The 16,911-nt window shown below is 69.2% G+C and carries 23 protein-coding genes and 3 tRNA genes; 8 read left to right on the top strand and 18 right to left on the bottom strand.

The genetic code is table 11. The annotated features are described in order from the left end of the window. Window positions 1-4: 4 nt before the first annotated feature. Genes DJ69_RS09985 through mvk form a run of 4 tightly spaced genes read right to left on the bottom strand, consistent with a single transcriptional unit; the run spans window position 5 to window position 3,236 of the window. Window positions 5-334, bottom strand: coding sequence for a hypothetical protein (locus DJ69_RS09985; protein ID WP_099255464.1), 330 nt, complete (start codon window positions 332-334; stop codon window positions 5-7). After that, window positions 331-1,380, bottom strand: coding sequence for an Mrp/NBP35 family ATP-binding protein (locus tag DJ69_RS09980; RefSeq protein WP_099255463.1), 1,050 nt, complete (start codon window positions 1,378-1,380; stop codon window positions 331-333). Before DJ69_RS09980 ends, DJ69_RS09985 begins: the two co-directional genes overlap by 4 nt. 45 nt (window positions 1,381-1,425) lie before the next feature. Then, window positions 1,426-2,223 carry an isopentenyl phosphate kinase gene (locus tag DJ69_RS09975; RefSeq protein WP_099255462.1) on the bottom strand — a complete coding sequence of 266 codons (798 nt, stop codon included), beginning with the start codon at window positions 2,221-2,223 and terminating at the stop codon, window positions 1,426-1,428. Then, complete coding sequence (mvk, locus tag DJ69_RS09970; RefSeq protein WP_099255461.1) at window positions 2,220-3,236, bottom strand: mevalonate kinase; 1,017 nt, start codon at window positions 3,234-3,236, stop codon at window positions 2,220-2,222. Before mvk ends, DJ69_RS09975 begins: the two co-directional genes overlap by 4 nt. A gap of 128 nt (window positions 3,237-3,364) precedes the next feature. Here mvk and DJ69_RS09965 point away from each other — a divergent pair, with 128 nt between their 5' ends. Further along, on the top strand, window positions 3,365-3,931 hold the full coding sequence (locus tag DJ69_RS09965; protein ID WP_099255460.1) for a mechanosensitive ion channel domain-containing protein: 567 nt from the start codon (window positions 3,365-3,367) through the stop codon (window positions 3,929-3,931). A 117-nt stretch (window positions 3,932-4,048) separates the two neighbouring features. Then, window positions 4,049-4,396 carry a DUF4870 domain-containing protein gene (locus DJ69_RS09960; protein ID WP_099255459.1) on the top strand — a complete coding sequence of 116 codons (348 nt, stop codon included), beginning with the start codon at window positions 4,049-4,051 and terminating at the stop codon, window positions 4,394-4,396. Window positions 4,397-4,542: 146 nt separating this feature from the next. Here the strand turns inward: DJ69_RS09960 and rpsB are convergent, their stop codons facing one another. From rpsB to DJ69_RS09895, 13 genes are all read right to left on the bottom strand, one after another. Further along, a complete protein-coding gene (gene rpsB / locus DJ69_RS09955; protein ID WP_099255458.1) occupies window positions 4,543-5,370 on the bottom strand; it encodes a 30S ribosomal protein S2 in 828 nt (275 codons plus the stop codon). Between the two features lie 16 nt (window positions 5,371-5,386). Next, complete coding sequence (gene eno / locus DJ69_RS09950; protein WP_099255457.1) at window positions 5,387-6,589, bottom strand: phosphopyruvate hydratase; 1,203 nt, start codon at window positions 6,587-6,589, stop codon at window positions 5,387-5,389. Continuing rightward, entirely contained in the window at window positions 6,589-6,768 is a 180-nt protein-coding gene (locus DJ69_RS09945; RefSeq protein ID WP_008008427.1) for a DNA-directed RNA polymerase subunit K, read from the bottom strand. Before DJ69_RS09945 ends, eno begins: the two co-directional genes overlap by 1 nt. Window positions 6,769-6,771: 3 nt before the next feature. Further along, window positions 6,772-6,966, bottom strand: a complete 195-nt coding sequence (locus DJ69_RS09940; protein ID WP_006628058.1) for a DNA-directed RNA polymerase subunit N — start codon at window positions 6,964-6,966, stop codon at window positions 6,772-6,774. Window positions 6,967-6,978: 12 nt separating this feature from the next. After that, window positions 6,979-7,377, bottom strand: a complete 399-nt coding sequence (locus tag DJ69_RS09935; RefSeq protein ID WP_015910536.1) for a 30S ribosomal protein S9 — start codon at window positions 7,375-7,377, stop codon at window positions 6,979-6,981. Next, window positions 7,371-7,820 carry a 50S ribosomal protein L13 gene (locus DJ69_RS09930; RefSeq protein ID WP_099255456.1) on the bottom strand — a complete coding sequence of 150 codons (450 nt, stop codon included), beginning with the start codon at window positions 7,818-7,820 and terminating at the stop codon, window positions 7,371-7,373. Before DJ69_RS09930 ends, DJ69_RS09935 begins: the two co-directional genes overlap by 7 nt. Continuing rightward, window positions 7,817-8,170, bottom strand: coding sequence for a 50S ribosomal protein L18e (locus DJ69_RS09925; protein ID WP_099255455.1), 354 nt, complete (start codon window positions 8,168-8,170; stop codon window positions 7,817-7,819). Before DJ69_RS09925 ends, DJ69_RS09930 begins: the two co-directional genes overlap by 4 nt. A gap of 39 nt (window positions 8,171-8,209) precedes the next feature. Continuing rightward, a tRNA-Leu gene (locus DJ69_RS09920) sits at window positions 8,210-8,294 on the bottom strand. A 167-nt stretch (window positions 8,295-8,461) separates the two neighbouring features. Next, window positions 8,462-9,214, bottom strand: a complete 753-nt coding sequence (locus tag DJ69_RS09915) for a DNA-directed RNA polymerase subunit D (RefSeq protein ID WP_099255454.1) — start codon at window positions 9,212-9,214, stop codon at window positions 8,462-8,464. Window position 9,215: 1 nt separating this feature from the next. Then, window positions 9,216-9,605, bottom strand: a complete 390-nt coding sequence (locus tag DJ69_RS09910) for a 30S ribosomal protein S11 (protein WP_004046448.1) — start codon at window positions 9,603-9,605, stop codon at window positions 9,216-9,218. Window positions 9,606-9,611: 6 nt separating this feature from the next. After that, the gene (locus DJ69_RS09905; protein ID WP_099255453.1) at window positions 9,612-10,139 is read right to left on the bottom strand and encodes a 30S ribosomal protein S4; all 528 of its coding nucleotides are present in this window, start codon (window positions 10,137-10,139) and stop codon (window positions 9,612-9,614) included. After that, window positions 10,136-10,657, bottom strand: a complete 522-nt coding sequence (locus tag DJ69_RS09900) for a 30S ribosomal protein S13 (RefSeq protein ID WP_099255452.1) — start codon at window positions 10,655-10,657, stop codon at window positions 10,136-10,138. The genes DJ69_RS09905 and DJ69_RS09900 overlap by 4 nt, the downstream gene beginning before the upstream one ends. A gap of 57 nt (window positions 10,658-10,714) precedes the next feature. Further along, window positions 10,715-10,800, bottom strand: a tRNA-Ser gene (locus DJ69_RS09895). A 244-nt stretch (window positions 10,801-11,044) separates the two neighbouring features. Between DJ69_RS09895 and DJ69_RS09890 the strand changes: the two genes are divergently transcribed. From DJ69_RS09890 to DJ69_RS09870, 5 genes are all read left to right on the top strand, one after another. Continuing rightward, window positions 11,045-12,085 (top strand): zinc-binding dehydrogenase, encoded by a 1,041-nt coding sequence (locus DJ69_RS09890; RefSeq protein WP_099255451.1) that lies wholly within the window; start codon window positions 11,045-11,047, stop codon window positions 12,083-12,085. After that, window positions 12,075-12,410, top strand: coding sequence for a hypothetical protein (locus tag DJ69_RS09885; RefSeq protein ID WP_099255450.1), 336 nt, complete (start codon window positions 12,075-12,077; stop codon window positions 12,408-12,410). Before DJ69_RS09890 ends, DJ69_RS09885 begins: the two co-directional genes overlap by 11 nt. Window positions 12,411-12,495: 85 nt before the next feature. Beyond that, window positions 12,496-13,074, top strand: coding sequence for a (d)CMP kinase (cmk, locus tag DJ69_RS09880; protein ID WP_099255449.1), 579 nt, complete (start codon window positions 12,496-12,498; stop codon window positions 13,072-13,074). Window positions 13,075-13,096: 22 nt separating this feature from the next. Further along, window positions 13,097-14,128, top strand: a complete 1,032-nt coding sequence (locus DJ69_RS09875) for an RNA-guided pseudouridylation complex pseudouridine synthase subunit Cbf5 (RefSeq protein ID WP_099255448.1) — start codon at window positions 13,097-13,099, stop codon at window positions 14,126-14,128. A gap of 75 nt (window positions 14,129-14,203) precedes the next feature. After that, window positions 14,204-14,274, top strand: a tRNA-Pro gene (locus DJ69_RS09870). A 193-nt stretch (window positions 14,275-14,467) separates the two neighbouring features. Here the strand turns inward: DJ69_RS09870 and DJ69_RS09865 are convergent. Beyond that, on the bottom strand, window positions 14,468-15,247 hold the full coding sequence (locus DJ69_RS09865; protein ID WP_099255447.1) for an inositol monophosphatase family protein: 780 nt from the start codon (window positions 15,245-15,247) through the stop codon (window positions 14,468-14,470). Between the two features lie 468 nt (window positions 15,248-15,715). On the opposite strand from DJ69_RS09865, the gene DJ69_RS09860 reads away from it, so the two are divergent. Beyond that, complete coding sequence (locus DJ69_RS09860; RefSeq protein ID WP_099255446.1) at window positions 15,716-16,819, top strand: DoxX family protein; 1,104 nt, start codon at window positions 15,716-15,718, stop codon at window positions 16,817-16,819. The last annotated feature ends 92 nt before the right edge of the window (window positions 16,820-16,911 follow it).

The raw sequence follows: 16,911 nt of genomic DNA, 5'->3' as shown, positions 1-16,911 counted from the left end.
CGGTTCAGCGCTCGATCCCACCCTGCGCCTTTATCCGCATGATGTGCCGGACGTTCAGGTAGATCTCTTCCGGCGAGGTCTGCTCGTCCGGGTCGTACAGGTCCGACACGCGGTAGAGGATCGCCGAGAGCTGCCGGCTCTCGGAGCTGTCGCCCCGCACGTCGGCGGCGATCTCGCGGAGGAACTCGCGGACCTCGTCGTCCTCGGCGAACGACTCGTCCGCCGCGTCCGCGGCCGCCTCCGGAACCACCGGGTCGATGCCGGCCGCGTCGAGGGGGTCCGCGTCGTCGCCGCTCGTATCGTCGCCGTCCGGTCCGCTTTTCTCCCCGCTCATCGCTCTCCGCTCGCTCCGCGGCGGCGCACCACCCCGGCGTTGTTCGCGACGTTCTCCACGATCACCCGGAACGCGTCCGCGGTCTCTCCCTCGTCGAGCACGACCGGCTCGCCGTCGTCGCCGCCGGTTCGGACCGCGGGATCCAGCGGGACGCCGCCGAGGAAGGGGAGCTCGTGCTCCTGTGCCAGCGCCTTCCCGCCGCCGGAGCCGAATATCTCGTGGAACCCGCCGCAGTCCGGACACCGGAAGCCGGCCATGTTCTCGGCGATCCCGAGCACGTTCGTGTCGTGTTTGCCGAACATCCGAAGCCCCTTCACCGCGTCGTCGAGCGCGACCTCCTGGGGCGTCGTGACGATCACGGCGCCCGTCAGCGGGAGCGTCTGGAGGATCGTGAGCTGGGTGTCGCCGGTTCCGGGTGGCAGGTCCATCACGAGGTAGTCGAGCTCGCCCCACTCCACGTCCTCGACGAGCTGGGTGATGATCTTGTGGACCATCGGTCCGCGCCAGATGACCGGGTCGTCCTCGCCGGTCAGGAAGTCCATGCTCATCAGTTTCACGCCGAAGCGCTCGGGCGGGACGATCGTCTCGCCGTCGGTCTGCGGGCGCTCCTCGGCCGACACCATCCGCGGGACGTTCGGGCCGTACACGTCGGCGTCGAACAGTCCGACGCGCGCGCCGAGCTCCGAGAGCCCCGCCGCGATGTTGACCGCCATCGTCGACTTGCCGACCCCGCCCTTCCCGGAGGCGACCGCGATCACGTTCTTCACCCCGGGAAGCACCTGCTCGTCCGCGTCGAGCTCGTCCGGGATCGACGCCGACAGCTCCACGTCGAGCCCGGTGTCCGCGAGCGCCGTCCGCACGTCGTCGGCGATCGCCGACTCGTGCGGGGAGAAGGGGGCGCCGAGCGCGAGCGAGACGCGGACCGTCCCCTCGCTCCCCTCCTCCGTCAGTGCAACGTCGTTCACCAGCCCGAGCGAGACGATGTCGTCGCCGAGGTCGGGGTCCCGCACGTCCGCGAGCCGCTCCCGTACGTCCGCTTCGTTCATGCCCGGAGGGAGGGTCGTGGGTCGAATAAGGGTTCTGTCACTCGATCAGTCGATCCGGGTTCCGGCGTCCTCGCCGCGCAGGAACCCCGCCAGCCCTGCCGCGCCGAACACGTGTGCCGGCGCGTCGAGCGCCAGCAGCTCCCGCACCTTCGCGGCCATCCCGCCGGACACGTCGGTCGCGTCGCTCGCGCCCAGCGCGTCGGCCACCGCCTCGAACGAGCCGATCGACGCGATCACGTCGCCGTCGCCGTCGAGGACGCCCGGCACCGTCGAACAGACGCCGACCCGGCGCGCGCCGAGCCCGGCGGCGAGATCGACGACCAGCTCGTCCCCGGAGACGACGGTGACGCCCGCGCCCGCGGTCGCGACGGCGTCGCCGTGGAGCACCGGAACGAACCCCTCGCCGAGCAGCGTCGCCGTCGAGGAGAGCGGCAGGTCGAGGTCGCCGTCGGGTCCCGCTGGGCGGGCCGAAAGCGAGAGCGGACGGACCGGCACCGCGGGCACGTCTCGCTCGTGCAACCGGTCGAGGACGGCGTCGTTGAGCTCCGTCATCGCGCCGTGGATATCCATCACCGCGCCCGCGTCGTCGGTCCCGGCCGTCGTCGAGACGCCGTGTTCGCTGGCGTGGTGGTGGCCGAAGCTCCCGCCGCCGTGGACGACGACGAGGCGCTCGACCGCCCCGTCGGCGAGCGCGCCGGCGACCGCGTCGCAGGCCGCGGCGAGCGCCTCGTCGTCGATCGTCTCCGGACGGTCTTTCTCCGTGATCAGGCTCCCGCCGAGCTTGAGCACGACGGGGGGCGCCTCCCCGCCCCCCGTTCCCGACGGCCCTCGGTCCGCGCTCACGGCTCCACCACCCGGACGCCCTCGGGCGCCAGCTCGGCGCGGAACGCCTCCTCGCACCCCTGCGTGAACGAGAGCGCCGTCTCCGTCGCGTCGCTCGGGTCGAGCGCGACGATGCAGCCGCCGCCGCCCGCGCCGGTGAGCTTCGCGCCGTGGGCCCCGGCGTCGCGGGCGGCCCACACCATCGCGTCGAGCGAGCGCGCGGAGACCCCGAGCGCGGCGAGCAGCCCGTGGTTGAAGTCCATCAGCTCGCCCAGCTCCGCGAGCAGCTCGAGCGACGGGTCCCCCCCCGAGACGGCGTCGGCGAGCAGTTCCTCGCCGGTCCGGACGAGGTCGCCGATCGATTCGACGGTGTCCGCGGCGAAGCGGTACTCATCGCGGAGCGCGCCCACGCCGGCGACGAGCTCGCCGGTGTCGCCGGCGCCGCCGTCGAAGCCGACGACGAACGGGAGGTTCGGCGCCTCGATCGGCTCGCAGTCGTCGCCCTCGACGCGGACCGCCCCGCCCATCGTCGAGCAGAACGTGTCGGCGCGCGAGGCCTGCCCCTCCTGTACCTCGTACTCGGCGCGGTACGCCCGGTCGGCCAGCTCTCGGCGGTCGAGCGGCTCGCCGAGCGCGCGGGTCGCGGCGTCGATCCCGGCGACCACGACGGCGGCCGACGACCCGAGCCCGGCGCCGAGCGGGATGTCGCTCTCGACGGTGATGTCAAAGCCGGCGTCGGGGGCGTCGGCCGCGTCGCGCGCCTGTTCGACCGCGGCGTCGACGTACCCCATCGCGGCCTCGACCAGCGGGGTCGGCACGTCCACGTCGGGGCGGTCGCCGTTCCCGCCGGAGTACTCCACGGTGAACCCGTCGAGCGAGAGGTCCTCGGCCTCGACGCGGACGTGGTCGTCGGACCGGGGCTCGGCGGTCACCGTGGCGCGCCGCTCGATCGCCGCCGGCACAGCGGGCTCGCCGTAGACGACGGCGTGTTCGCCGAAGAGGTACACCTTCCCCGGCGCTTCACAGACGGTCATACGAACTCCCTCTCTCCGCGGGCTTACAGGCGTTGCGCTTGCGGGGCCGTCGCGGATGGCGCTCCGGTGCGGACGTGAACTCCCCCACCCCCGCCACCTTTTCACCGACGGCCGCCGTCGCGTGGGCCATGACCCGGATACCGTCGCTGCTCGCGCGGTCGCTCACGAACTTCGTCGAGGGGCTGGCGGTCGCGATACCGCGGCTGCTCTCGGGGCTCGTCTTCCTCGCGCTGGCGTACGTGACGGTGCGGATCCTCCTCGCGCTCGTCCGGTCGTCGATCGGCCGAATCTACATCGGCGACCGCGAGCTGGTGGGTGATCTCATCGTCACGCTCGCGGCGATCTTCCTGTGGTTCGGCGTCGCGCTGACGTTTCTGAAGGTCGTCGGGATGGGCGACATCGCGGCGAGTCTGGGCACCGCCGTCGGCTTCATCGCGCTGGGCGTCTCGTACGCGCTCTCCGAGATGATCGAGGACACGGTGGCGGGCGTCTACCTCCTCCGGGACCCCGACTTCAACCCGGGCTACCGCGTCGAAGCGAAGGGGGTGACGGGGACGGTCGCCGCGATTGAGCTTCGGAAGACCCGGATCGACACGGACGCCGGCGACCGCGTCGTCTTGGCGAACCGGGAGATAGAGTCACGGTGGACCCACGACTTGCCGGACGGGGAGGGGTCATCGAACGCGGACGAGTGACGGCGTTTCTGCGACCGGCGTCCCGCCTCGTGAGCGGCCATCAACGGGAGATAGTTTCTGCATTCGGACAGGTTGAGCACCCAATACTTATGAGGTGACTCTGAGAGATACGTCAACATGTCCACGCAACCAGAGGCAACCACGGAAACCGTAGAGGGAGATACGACTCTCGCGGCGCTCTCACACGCGTCGGCGCTCGTCGCCTCCTTCCTGGGACCGCTGCTGTTCCTGATACTCGCGGACGACGACGACGACCTCGTCGAGCGAAACGCGAAAAACTCGCTCAACTTCCAGCTGATCATCTTCATCGCGATGGTCGTCTCGGGGCTACTGACGGTCGTGCTCGTCGGCTTTCTGCTCCTCCCGCTCATCGGACTGCTCGACCTCGTGTTGGTCCTGATAGCCACCCTACGAGCCAACAACGGACAGGTCTACTCGTATCCGTACACCCCGGATATCCTCTGAGGACCCGGGCACGAGCCCGTTCGCGCTTTCGGCGGCGCTCGTGAATCGTCCCGTCGGGCCGTCGCTGCCGCAGTCGCGACGGAGACGGCAGCAGCTACGACGGCCGGGGACTGGCAGAAAAGTCGAACTCGACGTCGAAGACCGACTTACAGCTCGTCCTCGAAGTCGTCGAGGGCGAACACGGTGTCGGCGCCGCGGCGGTCGAGCGTCTCGTTGGCGAGGAGCCAGTAGACGACCGACAGCGCGCGTCGACCCTTGTTGTTCGTCGGGATGACGAGGTCGACGTTCGACAGCTGGTTGTTGGAGTCGCACATCGCGATGACCGGGATGCCGACGGTGATGGCCTCCTTGACGGCCTGCGCGTCGCCGATCGGGTCAGTGACCACGACGACGTCCGGCTCGATGTAGCCGGCGTAGTCGGGGTTCGTCAACGTGCCGGGGATGAAGCGTCCCGTGCGTGCGCGGGCGCCGATGGCGTCCGCGAACTTCTCGGCCGGGAACCGACCGTACTGGCGCGACGACGTGACGAGGATCTGCTCGGGGTCGTAGTTCGCGAGGAAGTCCGCGGCGGTGCGGATCCGCTGGTCCGTCGTGCTCACGTCGAGCACGTACAGGCCGTCGTCGCGAACGCGGTGGATGAACCGCTCCATATCCTTCGTCTTCTGCTGGGTCCCGATGTGGACACCGGCGGAGAGGTAGTCCTCGACGGGGATCAGCAGGTCGACGTCGTCGTCTGGCATGACGTCGTCGTCGAACGGGGAGGCGTCCTCCTCGTCCGCGGCGTCGTCGGCCTCGGCGGTTGCGTCCTCCGCGGCCGCGTCGGCGGCAGCGCTCTCGGCGTCGGCGGGTGCCTCCTCGGCAGCCGCGTCAGCGGTCGGTTCCTCGGTCGTGTCGGCCTCCTCCTCGACCGCCGCGTCGACCGCCTCGGTCTCCGCGTCGTCGTCGAGTTCGACCGCGTCGTTGTCTTCCGTCATGCGTGGTGTGGGCCCGTCATACCGCGTCGTCCGCGATGCGGACCAGTTCGTTCAGCTTGGCGGTGCGCTCGCCGCCGACCGTGCCGGTCTTGATGAACCCGGCATCGGTCGCCACGGCGAGGTGTGCGATGGTGGTGTCCTCGGTCTCGCCCGAACGGTGGGAGATGACCGTCTCGTAACCGTTGCGGGAGGCGAGTTCGACCGCGTCGAACGCGTCCGACAGCGTCCCGATCTGGTTCGGCTTGATCAGGATGCTGTTGGCCGCGCCCGTGTCGATCCCGTCTTGGAGCCGCTCGACGTTGGTGACGAACAGGTCGTCGCCGCAGATCAGCGTGCGGTCACCGACTCGGTCGGTCAGCTCCGCGAACGCCTCGTAATCGTTCTCGTCGAGGGGGTCCTCGACGTACGCGAGGTCGTACTCGTCGACGAGGTCGGCGACGTAGTCGATCTGCTCGCCGGTCGATTTGGTCTCGTCGCCGTACACGTACGCGCCCTCGTCGTCGTCGTACAGCTCTGCGGCCGCCATGTCGAGGCCGAAGCGGATCTCGAAGCCCACTTCCTCCTCGACGCGGTCGACCGCCTCCTCGACGACTTCGAACGCGTCGGCGTCCGAGATCGGGGGCGCCCACGCGCCCTCGTCGCCCTTGGCGGCCGGCACGCCGCGCTCGTCGAGCACGTCCGCGACCGCCGCGTGGACCGCGGCGTTCGCGAAGACGGCCTCCGAGACGCTGGGCGCGCCGACGGGCGCCGCGAGGAACTCCTGAATGTGGGTCGCCTCCTTGGCGTGCTCCCCGCCGCCGACGACGTTGCCGAGCGGGATCGGGAAGTTCTCGCCGCGGAACGCGCCCCCGAGGTGCTGGTACAGCGGCGCACCGAGCACGTCGGCGGCGGCCTTCGCGGCCGCCATCGAGATCGCGACCGCGCTGTTGGCGCCGATCGCGGAGAAGTCGTCGGTGCCGTCGGCCGCGCGCAGCGCGTTGTCGACGGCGCGCTGGTCGCCGGCGTAGACGCCTTCGAGACGGGGAACCGCGTGCTCGCGGGCCGCCGCGATGGACTCGTTTGCCGGGAGTTCGATCGCCTCGTACTCGCCGGTGGACGCCCCGCTGGGCGCCGCCCCGCGGCCGAAGCCGCCGGACTCGGTGAGCACGTCGGCCTCGACCGTGGGGTTCCCCCGGGAGTCGAGCACGCGGCGCAGCGAGATGCCGGTGATTCGAGTCATCAGTTGGACTCCCTCCGGACTGTGAAGGGGAGCGCACCCGCATCGTACTCCTCGGCGGCGACGAGGATGGGCTCCGTCTGGTCCGTCTCGATCAGCACGGGTGCCCCGTAGGACACCTGCAGCGCTCGCGCGCCGAGGATTCGTGCTTTCTCGTATCGATTGTATCGCTGTCCTGACATGGTTTACTGGTACGGCGAGACGACGTCGACGAGGTCGCGGTGGCTGACCAGCATGCGGCGACAGCAGTGCCGGTCGACGCCGAGGTCGTCGAGGACCTCGCCGGGGTCCTCGTCGCCCTCCCGGGCGCGCTCCTTAAACTCCTCCCAGTGTTCACCCACGACGTTGCCGCACGTGAAACACCGGACGGGGATCATCATGACTGGATCACCTCAGCGGTAGGACTTCTGGTAGCGAGCGCGCGCACCGGGTCCGCCCCACTTCTTGGGTTCGGACTGGCGCACGTCGTTGACCAGCAGCGTGCGGTCGAAGTTCATGTACGCGTCGCGCAGCTCGGCGTCGCTGAGGTGCTGGACGAGACCGCGCGCGATGGCGGTCCGCGTCGCGTCGGCCTGACCGCTGAAGCCGCCGCCCTCGACGTTGACTTCGATGTCGACGTCGGCGCGGAGCTCCTCGCCCGCGATGCGGAACGGCTCCAGCATCTTGAGCCGTGCCTGCTCCGGTTCGACCAGCTCGACTGGCTGGGAGTTGATTCGAACGCGGCCCTCGCCGTCGCGCACGGTGGCGCGGGCGACGGCCGTCTTCTTCTTGCCTGAGGTGTTAGTTACCATGTGACGTTGGCTCCCAGTGACTCGGAGATCTCCCCGAGCGTCGTGAATTTGATGTTCGAGAGGCGGTCGAGCGAGGTGTCGTCGAGGACGACGCTCTCGGCGTCCTCGTCGCGCTCGTAGGGGTTCCCGACGTACACGCGCACGTTCGAGAACGCCTCGCGGCCGTCCTCCGTCTTGTACGGCAGCATGCCGCGGATGGCGCGCTTGAAGATCCGGTCGGGGCGCTTGGGGTAGTACGGCCCGCTGTCGGACCCGAGCTCCGCGCGCTTGTGGTAGGTCTCCATCGTCGCCTCCTCGTTGCCGGTGATGACCGCGCGCTCGGCGTTGACGACGGCGACCGTCTCGCCGTCGAGGACGCGCTGTGCGACCTTCGAGGAGACGCGACCGAGGATGCAGTCCCGTGCGTCGACGACGACGTCCGCGTCGATCTTTGCGAGACTCATCGGATCACCCGTACGTTGCTCCCTTCGGGATTCTGTTCGATGAACTGTTCGAGCGACACCGCTTCGCCGGCCTGGTCGATCTTCGTGCGGGCGGTTCCCGAGAAGTCGACGGCGGCGACGGTGACGTTCTTTTCGAGCACACCGCTGCCCAGCACCTTGCCGGGGACGACGACCGTCTCGTCTTCCTGCGCGTATCGTTCGATACGGCCCAGGTTGACCTCAGCGTGCGTGCGCCGTGGCTTCTCCAGTCGGTCGGCGACATCCTGCCACACGTTGGCGTTGGAGTCGCGCGAGACCGACTTCAGATCGGCGATGAGGTTCTGTAGTTTCGGATTCGTCTTGCTACTCATAGCTGTCCCTCCTGAAGTGGAGAGTTAGTGAAAACGGAGTGCAGGGAGCAGGATTTGAACCTGCGGACCTCTACAGGACAGCGCCCTGAACGCTGCGCCGTTGGCCTGACTTGGCTATCCCTGCGTGCACTCCTGCGTAATCCGGCTCCCTTCAAACCACTTTCGGTCCCGTCGTCGGGGCGATCCGACTCGGGCGCAAAGCGATCCGACGCGGCGTCGGACCGGAGCGCGGCGCCGCGGCTCCGTGCAGGGGCGAGCGCCGAGCGTGTGGTCTGAAGGTCCGTCATTACGTTAGACTGCGACTTTCGTCTGTAGTTCGTCCGCGCGCTCCTCGATGGAGTCGATCGCGCGGAGCAGCAGTTCCTCGACGTCGAACGAGCCGTCCGTCTCGATGTGGAACACGAACGCGCCGGGGACATCCTCGACGCTGACCTCCTTCCCGGGGAACCGCTCCGAGAGGTCGTTGTCGAACTCGTCGGTGAGCTCGATCTCGCCCTCCGGCGTCTCGATGACGCCGCGGAGGATCCGGGGCTCGTCGTCGTCGAACTCGCCGAGGTCGCCCTCGACGGAGACGCGCTGAAGGTGGCGGTAGCCGACGGAGACGCCGCCCTGATGTTTGGCGTGCTCCTTGCCGGTGTCGAGCACCGCGTCGGCCTCGAACTCCAACCGCTGTCCTTCCTTCAGCTCGATGATCGGGATGTTGTCGTCGGCGACCTCGACGAGCGGGTCCGCGCACTCGATGTCGCCGGAGTACGCCGTCGCCGGTCCTTCGACGTCGAGCGCGAGGGTGACCTCGTCGCCGATTTCGAAGTCGTCGAGCGGCGTCGTCAGGGGAACGAGCCCCAGCCGAAGCCCGATCATCTCGTCGAACATGACGGAGGAGTTCTCGACGAACCGAACGGTGTCGATCGAGAACGTCGGGACGTCGGCGATCATCGCGCGGCGGATGCCGTTGGCGAACGCCGGCGTGAGCCCGCGGATCAGCACCCGCGCGCTGCGTTCGTCCCGTTCGACGTACTGGACGTCGAATTCGTCTTCCGTCATGTCAGACTCGCTTGTTCTTGGGCGCCTTCGTCCCGTCGTGCGGGATGGGCGTGACGTCCTCGATCCGGCCGATCTCGACGCCCGCACGCGAGAGCGCGCGGATCGTCGCCTGCGCACCGGGACCGGTGGACTTGTTGAGGTTGCCGCCGGGGCCGCGCACGCGAACGTGCACGCCCTCCAGGCCGGCATCCTTGACGCGCTCCGCGACGACCTCCGCCATCTGCATGGCGGCGTACGGCGACGCCTCGTCGCGGTTCTGCTTCACCACGGTGCCGCCCGACGACTTGGCGATCGTCTCGGCGCCCGTCTCGTCGGTGACCGTGATGAGCGTGTTGTTGAACGACGCGTACACGTGGGCGATTCCCCACTTTCCGTCCTCGGATTCACTCATGGTTGGTTACTCCTGTGACTCCGCGCGCTCGGGGTGGAGATCATCCGCGAGCGGGCTGTTCTCGTCGAAGGCGATGGCGCCTTCGTCGTCCACGTCGACCTTCACCGACGGACGCGTGACGCGGGCGCCGTTGACGGTGATGTGGCCGTGAACGATGAACTGGCGGGCCTGCTGGGTCGAGGACGCGAACCCCTGTCGGTAGGCGACCGTCTGGAGACGGCGCTCGAGCAGGTCGGTCACGTCCAGCGAGAGGACCGCAGAGATGTCGTCGTTGTCGCCGAGGATGCCGATGCGGCGGAGTCGTGCGACGAACTCCGCGCCGGCCTCCTGGGCGGCGTCGACGTCGCCCTGTGCCTCGCCGAGCAGGCGACGCGCCTCGCGTCGCATGCTGCGCAGCTCGGACTGGGCGCGCCAGAACTCCTCTTTGTTCTTCAGACCGTACCGCGAGAGGAGATCGGACTCCTCGGCGATGCGCTCGCCCTGGTACGGGTGATTCGGCGTCTCGTAGCCTTTCGTGTTCTTGCCGGTGCTCATTCCTCGTCACCCGCTTCGTCTTCGGCCATCTCCTCGCGGATCTCCTCGACGTTGACCCCGATGGTCCCCTCCGAGCGACCCGTGGACTTCGTGCGCTGGCCGCGTACCTTCTGGCCGCGCTTGTGGCGAACGCCCTTGTACGATTCGATGATCTTCATCCGGTTGATGTCGTGACGACGCTTCTCGCTGACGTCGGTGCCGACGAGGTGGGTCGTCTCTCCGGTGAAGAAGTCGTTCTGTCTGTTCGTCATCCACGACGGGACGTGGTCTTCGAGGTTCTCGGCGATGTCGACCACCGCGTCGAGATCTTCCTCGTCGAGGAGCCCGAACGTGGCGTTTCGGTCCACGTCGGCCTTCTCGGCGACCAGCCGCGCCGTGCGCGTGCCGATGCCGTCGAGTTCGGACAGGCTTCGCTCGACCGTCTTCGTCCCGTCGAGGTCAGCGCCCCCGATCCGGACGAAGTACTGGAGGTCTTCCTCCTCCTCCGGCGAGTCGTCCTGTGATTCTTCCGTGCTCATGTGTTGGTTGTGGTGAGCCCTACCGGCGCGAATCCGGCGGTGCTCGGTCCGTTCGAGCGTTGCGGCGGGGATTCGAACCCCGGAGGCAGTGACGCCACAGAGTTAGCAACCCTGCGCCTTGGGCCAGGCTTGGCTACCGCAACTCGCGTCGTAACATCGCCCTCTCGGACTCGGGACCCGACGCCCCTGCAGTTCGTGCATCTGTACCGTCCGGCCTTCAGTACTTAAACATCACGAAAGTCGCGGGGGGCTGTGCCCCGTTCACACGGGCTCTCGGCGGCTATCCGCGGCGCGTGTCTTCCGAGCGGCGTCGGCCCGCATCTGCGGGAACGAGCAGTGGGAGCCGTTTGGCGTACTGTTTAGTAGGTGCCGAGGGTGGATCCCCGTATGAAGGCCGTCCAGTTCGACACCCACGGCGACCGCGACGTGATCGAGTACGGCGAGTTCCCCGACCCCGAGCCCGACCGCGGCGAAGTCCTCGTCGACGTCAAGGCCGGTGCGCTGAACCACCTCGACATCTGGACGCGGCGCGGGATGCCCGGCATCGACCTGGAGATGCCCCACATCCCCGGCAGCGACGCGGCCGGCGTCGTCGACGCCGTCGGGGAGGACGTGACGCGCTTCGAGCCCGGCGACCGCGTCGCCGTGAGCGCCGGCGTCTCCTGTGGCGAGTGCGAGTTCTGCCGGCACGGCGAGGAGTCGCTGTGCCCGTCCTTCCACATCATCGGCGAGCACGTTCGGGGCGTCCACGCCGAGCTCGCGGCCGTGCCCGCGGAGAACCTCGTCCCGGTCCCCTCGGGCGTCGATTGGGAGGTCGCGGGCTCCGCCTCGCTCGTCTTCCAGACCGCGTGGCGGATGCTCCAGACGCGCGCCGACATCGAGGCCGGCGAGAAAGTGCTCGTCCTCGGCGCCTCCGGCGGCGTCGGCCACGCCGCGGTACAGATCGCGGACCACGCCGGCTGCGAGGTGTTCGCGACCGCCTCCTCCGAGGAGAAGCTCTCGCACGCCGAGGCGTGCGGCGCCGACCACGTCATCGACTACGAGACGAACGACTTCGCGGAGGAGATCGCCGAGCAGACCGGGCGGCGCGGCGTCGACGTCGTCGTCGACCACGTCGGCGAGGCGACCTATCCCGACTCGCTGAAGTCGATGGCGAACGGCGGCCGCCTCGTCACCTGCGGCGCGACGACCGGCCCGAACCCCGACGCCGGGCTCAACCGCATCTTCTGGAACCAGCTGTCCGTGATCGGCTCGACGATGGCGACCCCCGGCGAAGTCGACGACGTCTTGGAACTCGTCTGGGACGGCACGTTCGAACCGCACGTCCGCAAGACGCTCCCGATGAGCGAGGCCGCCCGCGCACACGAGATGATCGAGAACCGTGAGGGCTTTGGCAAAGTGGTCGTTAAACCAGATAGTGAGCTCTGAAGCCGACGGCGACGCGGGAGAGAGCCCGGACGGCGGATACGTCCACGTGCCCGACGAGGTCGGCGGAGACGGGGACGACGTCAGCGGGGGCGCCGGCGCGTCCGAACCCGAGGCCGACGGGTTCGGCCGAAAGGGCTGGGTGCTGACGGCGGTGCTTTTCACCTGCGTCCTCGTCATCCCCGGCATCATCTACGTGTACCCGTACGCGGCGGGAGCGCTCGGCTTCTCGTTTTTCGCGACGTATCTCGCCTTACCGCTCGTCCCGGCCCTCCTGCTCGGCGCGGTCGCGGTCTGGTCGATGACCGCGGCGACGCGGACCCAGTAGGGTCGTTCCGCCGTTCGGTGGCGCTCCGCGCCCCTTCCGCGGGCCGAACGACAACCGTTTTGAACGACACCCGCGCAGTAGCGATATGTTGATCACCGTCTCCGGCCCGCCGGGAAGCGGGAAGAGCACGAACGCCGCGGGGCTCGCCGATCGGCTCGGCCTCGATCACGTCTCCGGCGGCGACATCTTCCGGGAGATGGCGGCCGAACACGGTATGACGCCCGTCGAGTTCAACGAGTTCGCGGAGGAGGATCCGCAGATCGATCGGGACCTGGACCACCGGCTTCACGAGATCGCCACGGGCCGCGACGACCTCGTGTTGGAGTCCCGGCTCGCCGGGTGGCTCTCCGCGGACCACGCCGACTTCCGGTTCTGGTTCGACGCCCCCGTGTCGATCCGCGCCGAACGCATCGCCGAGCGCGAGGGGAAACCCGTCGACCGCGCGAAGGCAGAGACCGAGCGCCGCGAGGCCTCGGAGAAGAAGCGATACCGCGAGTACTACGACATCGATATCGACGACCTCTCGATCTACGACGCCGCGTACAATACCGCCCGGTGGGGCCCGGAGGCGTTCATCGACGTCCTCGCCGCGACCATCGACGCGTACGACCCCGTGAGCGACGAGGGGAAAGCGCCGATCGAGGACGTGAGCTACGACTTCTAACTGCTCCACTCACCATCCCCGCATGACCCGACACCCCGACGACGCCGATTCCGACGACGCCGACTCCAGCGACACCGATCCCGACGACGGCACCGCCGAGCGCGGTGCCGACGATCTCCTCCGATCGCCGCCGGACGAGCGGTCGGTCCCGGAACTGCTCCGGTTCGGTGTCGTCAACGTCGACAAGCCGGCCGGGCCCTCCTCCCACCAGCTCTCCGCGTGGGTGCGCGACGCGATCAACGAGACGCTCGCCGCGCTGGACCCCGACGGCGCCCCGATCGAGGGGGTCGCGCACGCCGGGACGCTCGACCCCAAGGTCACGGGCTGTCTCCCGACGCTGACCGGCGACGCCACCCGAGCCGCGCAGGTCTTCTTGGAGGGGAGCAAGGAGTACGTCTCGGTGCTTGAGCTGCACGGACCGCCGCCGGCGGACTTCCGCGACGTGGTCGCCGAGTTCGAGGCGGAGATCTACCAGAAGCCGCCGCGCAAGAGCGCGGTGACGCGTCGGCTCCGCACCCGCACCGTCCACGACCTCGACGTGTTGGAGGTGGACGACCGACAGGCCTTGCTCCGGATCCGGTGTGAGTCCGGGACGTACGTCCGGAAGCTGTGTCACGACATCGGCCTCGCGACGGGCGTCGGCGCGCATATGGGCCATCTCCGCCGGACTGCCACCGACCCGTTCGACGACCGCGATCTGCACCCCTTACAGGACCTCGTCGACGGGCTCGCGTGGGCCGAGGCGGGCGACGACGCGCTCCTCCGCGAGGTCGTCCGCCCCGCCGAGGACGCGCTGGTCCACCTCCCGTCGGTGACGATCGCGCCCTCCGCCGCGCGCAACGTGGCCACCGGCGCGCCCGTCTACGCCCCCGGCGTCATCGACGCGGACCCGATGTCGGAACGCGAGGAGAGCGACGACGCCGACGCCGCAGACGAACCCCCGCTCGTCGCCTGTCACACGCCCGACGGCGCCGCGGTCTGTCTCGGGCGACTGGTCGGCGATCCGGACGCCGAGTCGGGCGTCGTCGTCTCGCTGGAACGCGTCCTCGTCTGAGGCGGTCGCGACCGACGAGCGCGGAGTGAAACGAAGTCCTTAATTACCGGACTCTCGTTTTTTCTGATGCAGACAGGGACCGTGGGGTAGTGGTATCCTATGCGGATGGGGTCCGTATGACCTGAGTTCGACTCTCAGCGGTCCCATAAAAATTCTGACTGCTCCTCATTATCAGCAGTCTCAGCGCCATCTAACGCCCGCAAACCGCGTTCGGGGGTGCGCGCTATGACCCGCCTCGGCGGCGGTTCCGGCGACGAACACGACCGATCCCATCCTGTCTCGGGCGTGGTTTCTTCCGTCGTATGAGCCGTGAGAGCGCCACCGGAAGCGAGCCCCTCCTCACGAGTCGGGGCGGGCCGCTTCCCACAGCGTCGCCAGCGTCGGCTCGTCGACGGCCGCAACGTACAGCGGTCCCTCTCGGCGGGTCACGCCACCGGCCGCCGACGCGAACAGCTCCGTGACCGCCTGTTCTTCCTCGTCCGGGTGGAACTGCACGAGCCCCTGAACGCGTCCCCGAGCGAACAGCCCGGAGTGAACGGTCGGCGACCAGCTGGAGACCACCCGCTTGACTTGCTCCTCCAGCGACGTCCGGATCGACTTGGCCCGCCTCGTGAGGTCGGGATCGCGTGGCACGTCCCGCCCGACGATCGTGGCGACGGTGGCGGCCGCTATCTCCACGTCGTTCTCGGCGGTCGTCGGTTCGCCCCCGTACCGGACGCCGTCGCCGCGGCGGGCGACATAGGTCTCGCCGGTCGCGGGCTGGTGGACTGCCGCGACCAACGGCTCGCCGTCTCGGAGGACCGCGGCCGAGGAGGCGAACGTCGGCAGTCCCGCGGCGAAGTTGTTGGTCCCGTCCAGCGGGTCGATGATCCAGCGGTACGGCTCGCTGCCGGCGAACTCGCCGGCCTCTTCGGCGAACACGGCGTGGTCGGGAAACGCATGCTGAACGATCGGGAGCATCCGCGCCTCGGCCGCCTCGTCGGCCGCGGCCTTCACGTCATGGGCGCCGTAGGTGGCCTCGTCGTCGCCGTCCTGGTACCGCTCGTGGAGTTCTGCCCCGCCCGCGAGGACGGCCCCGCGGGCGACCGCCGCCAGGTCGTCAATGTCTGGCCTCGTCACGCTCCGCGGTTCGACGTGTGCTCGAAAAAGCGTACCGGTGGTACAGAGACGTCCGCAACCGCGTGGTCAGAGTCGCGCGCGTCTTCCCGGTCGGCGAGCCCCCCGTGCGCGTTTTAGGGCCAGCGCCCGAGCGGGCGCGTCGACGAGATGGACGTGCTGCGGCGCGACATCGCGGATCTCGGCCGAGCGCAGCCCGCGGCGCGCCGAGGCCGAACCCGAACTGTTCCCCGGTGTCGGCCGCGATCGCCTCGAGCTTCTCGCCGTACCTGTCCGGGAGTGGTCGCGTCGAAATAGGCTAGCTCCGTCGCTGGTACTGCGGATCTGAGTGACGAGACGACGCCGGCGTACTGTCCGTCGTTGGCGCCCCGATCGTGAGCCGCCAGATGCGGACGGGATCGGGGTTGTCAGGGTCGCTCCCGAACGTCCATGAGGAAACACCGTTAGGTGCGTTCGGCCCGTAGGGAGGCTATGTCCGTCCGCTCTCGGCCGGTCGCCGTCGCTGTCGCCGCGTCCGCCCTGATCGCGACGCTGGTCGCGCGACCGGTCGCGGCCCACGTGGACTACGTCACCGAAGACGCGGGGGACCCGATCGACGCGGCGACGTTCACCGCAGACGTGTTGTCGGACCCGCTGAACGCCGCGGTGTTCGCAGGTGGCGGGCTCGCCGCGGTCGCCGGGATCGCCGTGTATCTCCGGGTGCGGCCGACGATCACCGACGTGGTCGTCCTCCGCGAGAAGCTCGCCGGCTACGGCGACCTCGTCCCGTGGATGCTGCGGCTCGCCATCGGCCTCCCGCTCGTCGGCGCCGGGTTCCAGGGGTACCTCTTCGCCCCGACGCTCGCGTTCGACACCGGAGCAAGCCCGTTCCTGCGGGTGTTGTTCATCGGGCTCGGCTTCTTCGTCCTCTTCGGGCTCGCGACGCGGATCGCTGCGGCGGTCGGCCTGCTGACGTACGCGTGGGTCCTCCTCACGGTCGACGCCGCCGCCGTCATCGCGATGGAGTACGTCCCGGTGTTGACCGCGCTCGTGATCCTCGGCGGGGGGCGCCCGAGCGCCGACGACATGCTGCTGGCGGTCGCGAGCACACCGGGGTCGTACTACGGTCGGATCGACCCCGTCCACCACCTGAAGTCGTTCCTCGACGCGTCGACGGCCCCACTGCGCCGGTACGTCCCGACCGTCCTCCGCGTCGGAATGGGGGTCACGTTCGTCTACCTCGGCCTCATCGAGAAGCTCGCCGACCCCGGACGGGCGCTGCTCGTCGTCGAGAAGTACGACCTCACGTCGGTCGTCCCCGTCGACCCGGGGCTGTGGGTCGTCGGCGCCGGCGTGACCGAAATCGCGGTGGGGGTGGCGCTCATCGCCGGGTTCTTCACCCGCGGCGCGGCCGCGCTCTCGTTCGTGTTGTTCACGACGACGCTGTTCGGCCTCCCGGACGACCCGGTTCTCGCTCACGTCGCGCTGTTCGGGATGGCGTCGGCCGTCTTCACGCTCGGGTCCGGCCCGCTTTCGTTCGACCGCGCGGTCGGCCGTCCGGCGCTCGACGACGGCGCGGGCATCGCGACCGAGTAGCGGCTTCACACCGAGGCGCGGACGCAGGCGGGGGAGCCGGACGGCCGCCGCGGGCGCCGCTCCGCAACCACTAAACGCGGCTCGCTCCTTGC

The organism is Halorubrum persicum, from assembly GCF_002727125.1.
GTDB classification, from domain to species: domain Archaea; phylum Halobacteriota; class Halobacteria; order Halobacteriales; family Haloferacaceae; genus Halorubrum; species Halorubrum persicum.
Note: the sequence above shows the minus strand (reverse complement) of the source record. Positions and strands in the feature narration are given on the sequence as shown.

Excerpts from the sequence above, each read along its gene's own strand:
- DJ69_RS09985 (WP_099255464.1), bottom strand. The coding sequence starts at position 334 with ATGAGCGGGGAGAAAAGCGGACCGGACGGCGACGATACGAGCGGCGAC.
- DJ69_RS09980 (WP_099255463.1), bottom strand. The coding sequence starts at position 1,380 with ATGAACGAAGCGGACGTACGGGAGCGGCTCGCGGACGTGCGGGACCCC.
- mvk (WP_099255461.1), bottom strand. The coding sequence starts at position 3,236 with ATGACCGTCTGTGAAGCGCCGGGGAAGGTGTACCTCTTCGGCGAACAC.
- DJ69_RS09965 (WP_099255460.1), top strand. The coding sequence starts at position 3,365 with ATGACCCGGATACCGTCGCTGCTCGCGCGGTCGCTCACGAACTTCGTC.
- DJ69_RS09960 (WP_099255459.1), top strand. The coding sequence starts at position 4,049 with ATGTCCACGCAACCAGAGGCAACCACGGAAACCGTAGAGGGAGATACG.
- rpsB (WP_099255458.1), bottom strand. The coding sequence starts at position 5,370 with ATGACGGAAGACAACGACGCGGTCGAACTCGACGACGACGCGGAGACC.
- eno (WP_099255457.1), bottom strand. The coding sequence starts at position 6,589 with ATGACTCGAATCACCGGCATCTCGCTGCGCCGCGTGCTCGACTCCCGG.
- DJ69_RS09945 (WP_008008427.1), bottom strand. The coding sequence starts at position 6,768 with ATGTCAGGACAGCGATACAATCGATACGAGAAAGCACGAATCCTCGGC.
- DJ69_RS09940 (WP_006628058.1), bottom strand. The coding sequence starts at position 6,966 with ATGATGATCCCCGTCCGGTGTTTCACGTGCGGCAACGTCGTGGGTGAA.
- DJ69_RS09935 (WP_015910536.1), bottom strand. The coding sequence starts at position 7,377 with ATGGTAACTAACACCTCAGGCAAGAAGAAGACGGCCGTCGCCCGCGCC.
- DJ69_RS09930 (WP_099255456.1), bottom strand. The coding sequence starts at position 7,820 with ATGAGTCTCGCAAAGATCGACGCGGACGTCGTCGTCGACGCACGGGAC.
- DJ69_RS09925 (WP_099255455.1), bottom strand. The coding sequence starts at position 8,170 with ATGAGTAGCAAGACGAATCCGAAACTACAGAACCTCATCGCCGATCTG.
- DJ69_RS09915 (WP_099255454.1), bottom strand. The coding sequence starts at position 9,214 with ATGACGGAAGACGAATTCGACGTCCAGTACGTCGAACGGGACGAACGC.
- DJ69_RS09910 (WP_004046448.1), bottom strand. The coding sequence starts at position 9,605 with ATGAGTGAATCCGAGGACGGAAAGTGGGGAATCGCCCACGTGTACGCG.
- DJ69_RS09905 (WP_099255453.1), bottom strand. The coding sequence starts at position 10,139 with ATGAGCACCGGCAAGAACACGAAAGGCTACGAGACGCCGAATCACCCG.
- DJ69_RS09900 (WP_099255452.1), bottom strand. The coding sequence starts at position 10,657 with ATGAGCACGGAAGAATCACAGGACGACTCGCCGGAGGAGGAGGAAGAC.
- DJ69_RS09890 (WP_099255451.1), top strand. The coding sequence starts at position 11,045 with ATGAAGGCCGTCCAGTTCGACACCCACGGCGACCGCGACGTGATCGAG.
- cmk (WP_099255449.1), top strand. The coding sequence starts at position 12,496 with ATGTTGATCACCGTCTCCGGCCCGCCGGGAAGCGGGAAGAGCACGAAC.
- DJ69_RS09875 (WP_099255448.1), top strand. The coding sequence starts at position 13,097 with ATGACCCGACACCCCGACGACGCCGATTCCGACGACGCCGACTCCAGC.
- DJ69_RS09860 (WP_099255446.1), top strand. The coding sequence starts at position 15,716 with ATGTCCGTCCGCTCTCGGCCGGTCGCCGTCGCTGTCGCCGCGTCCGCC.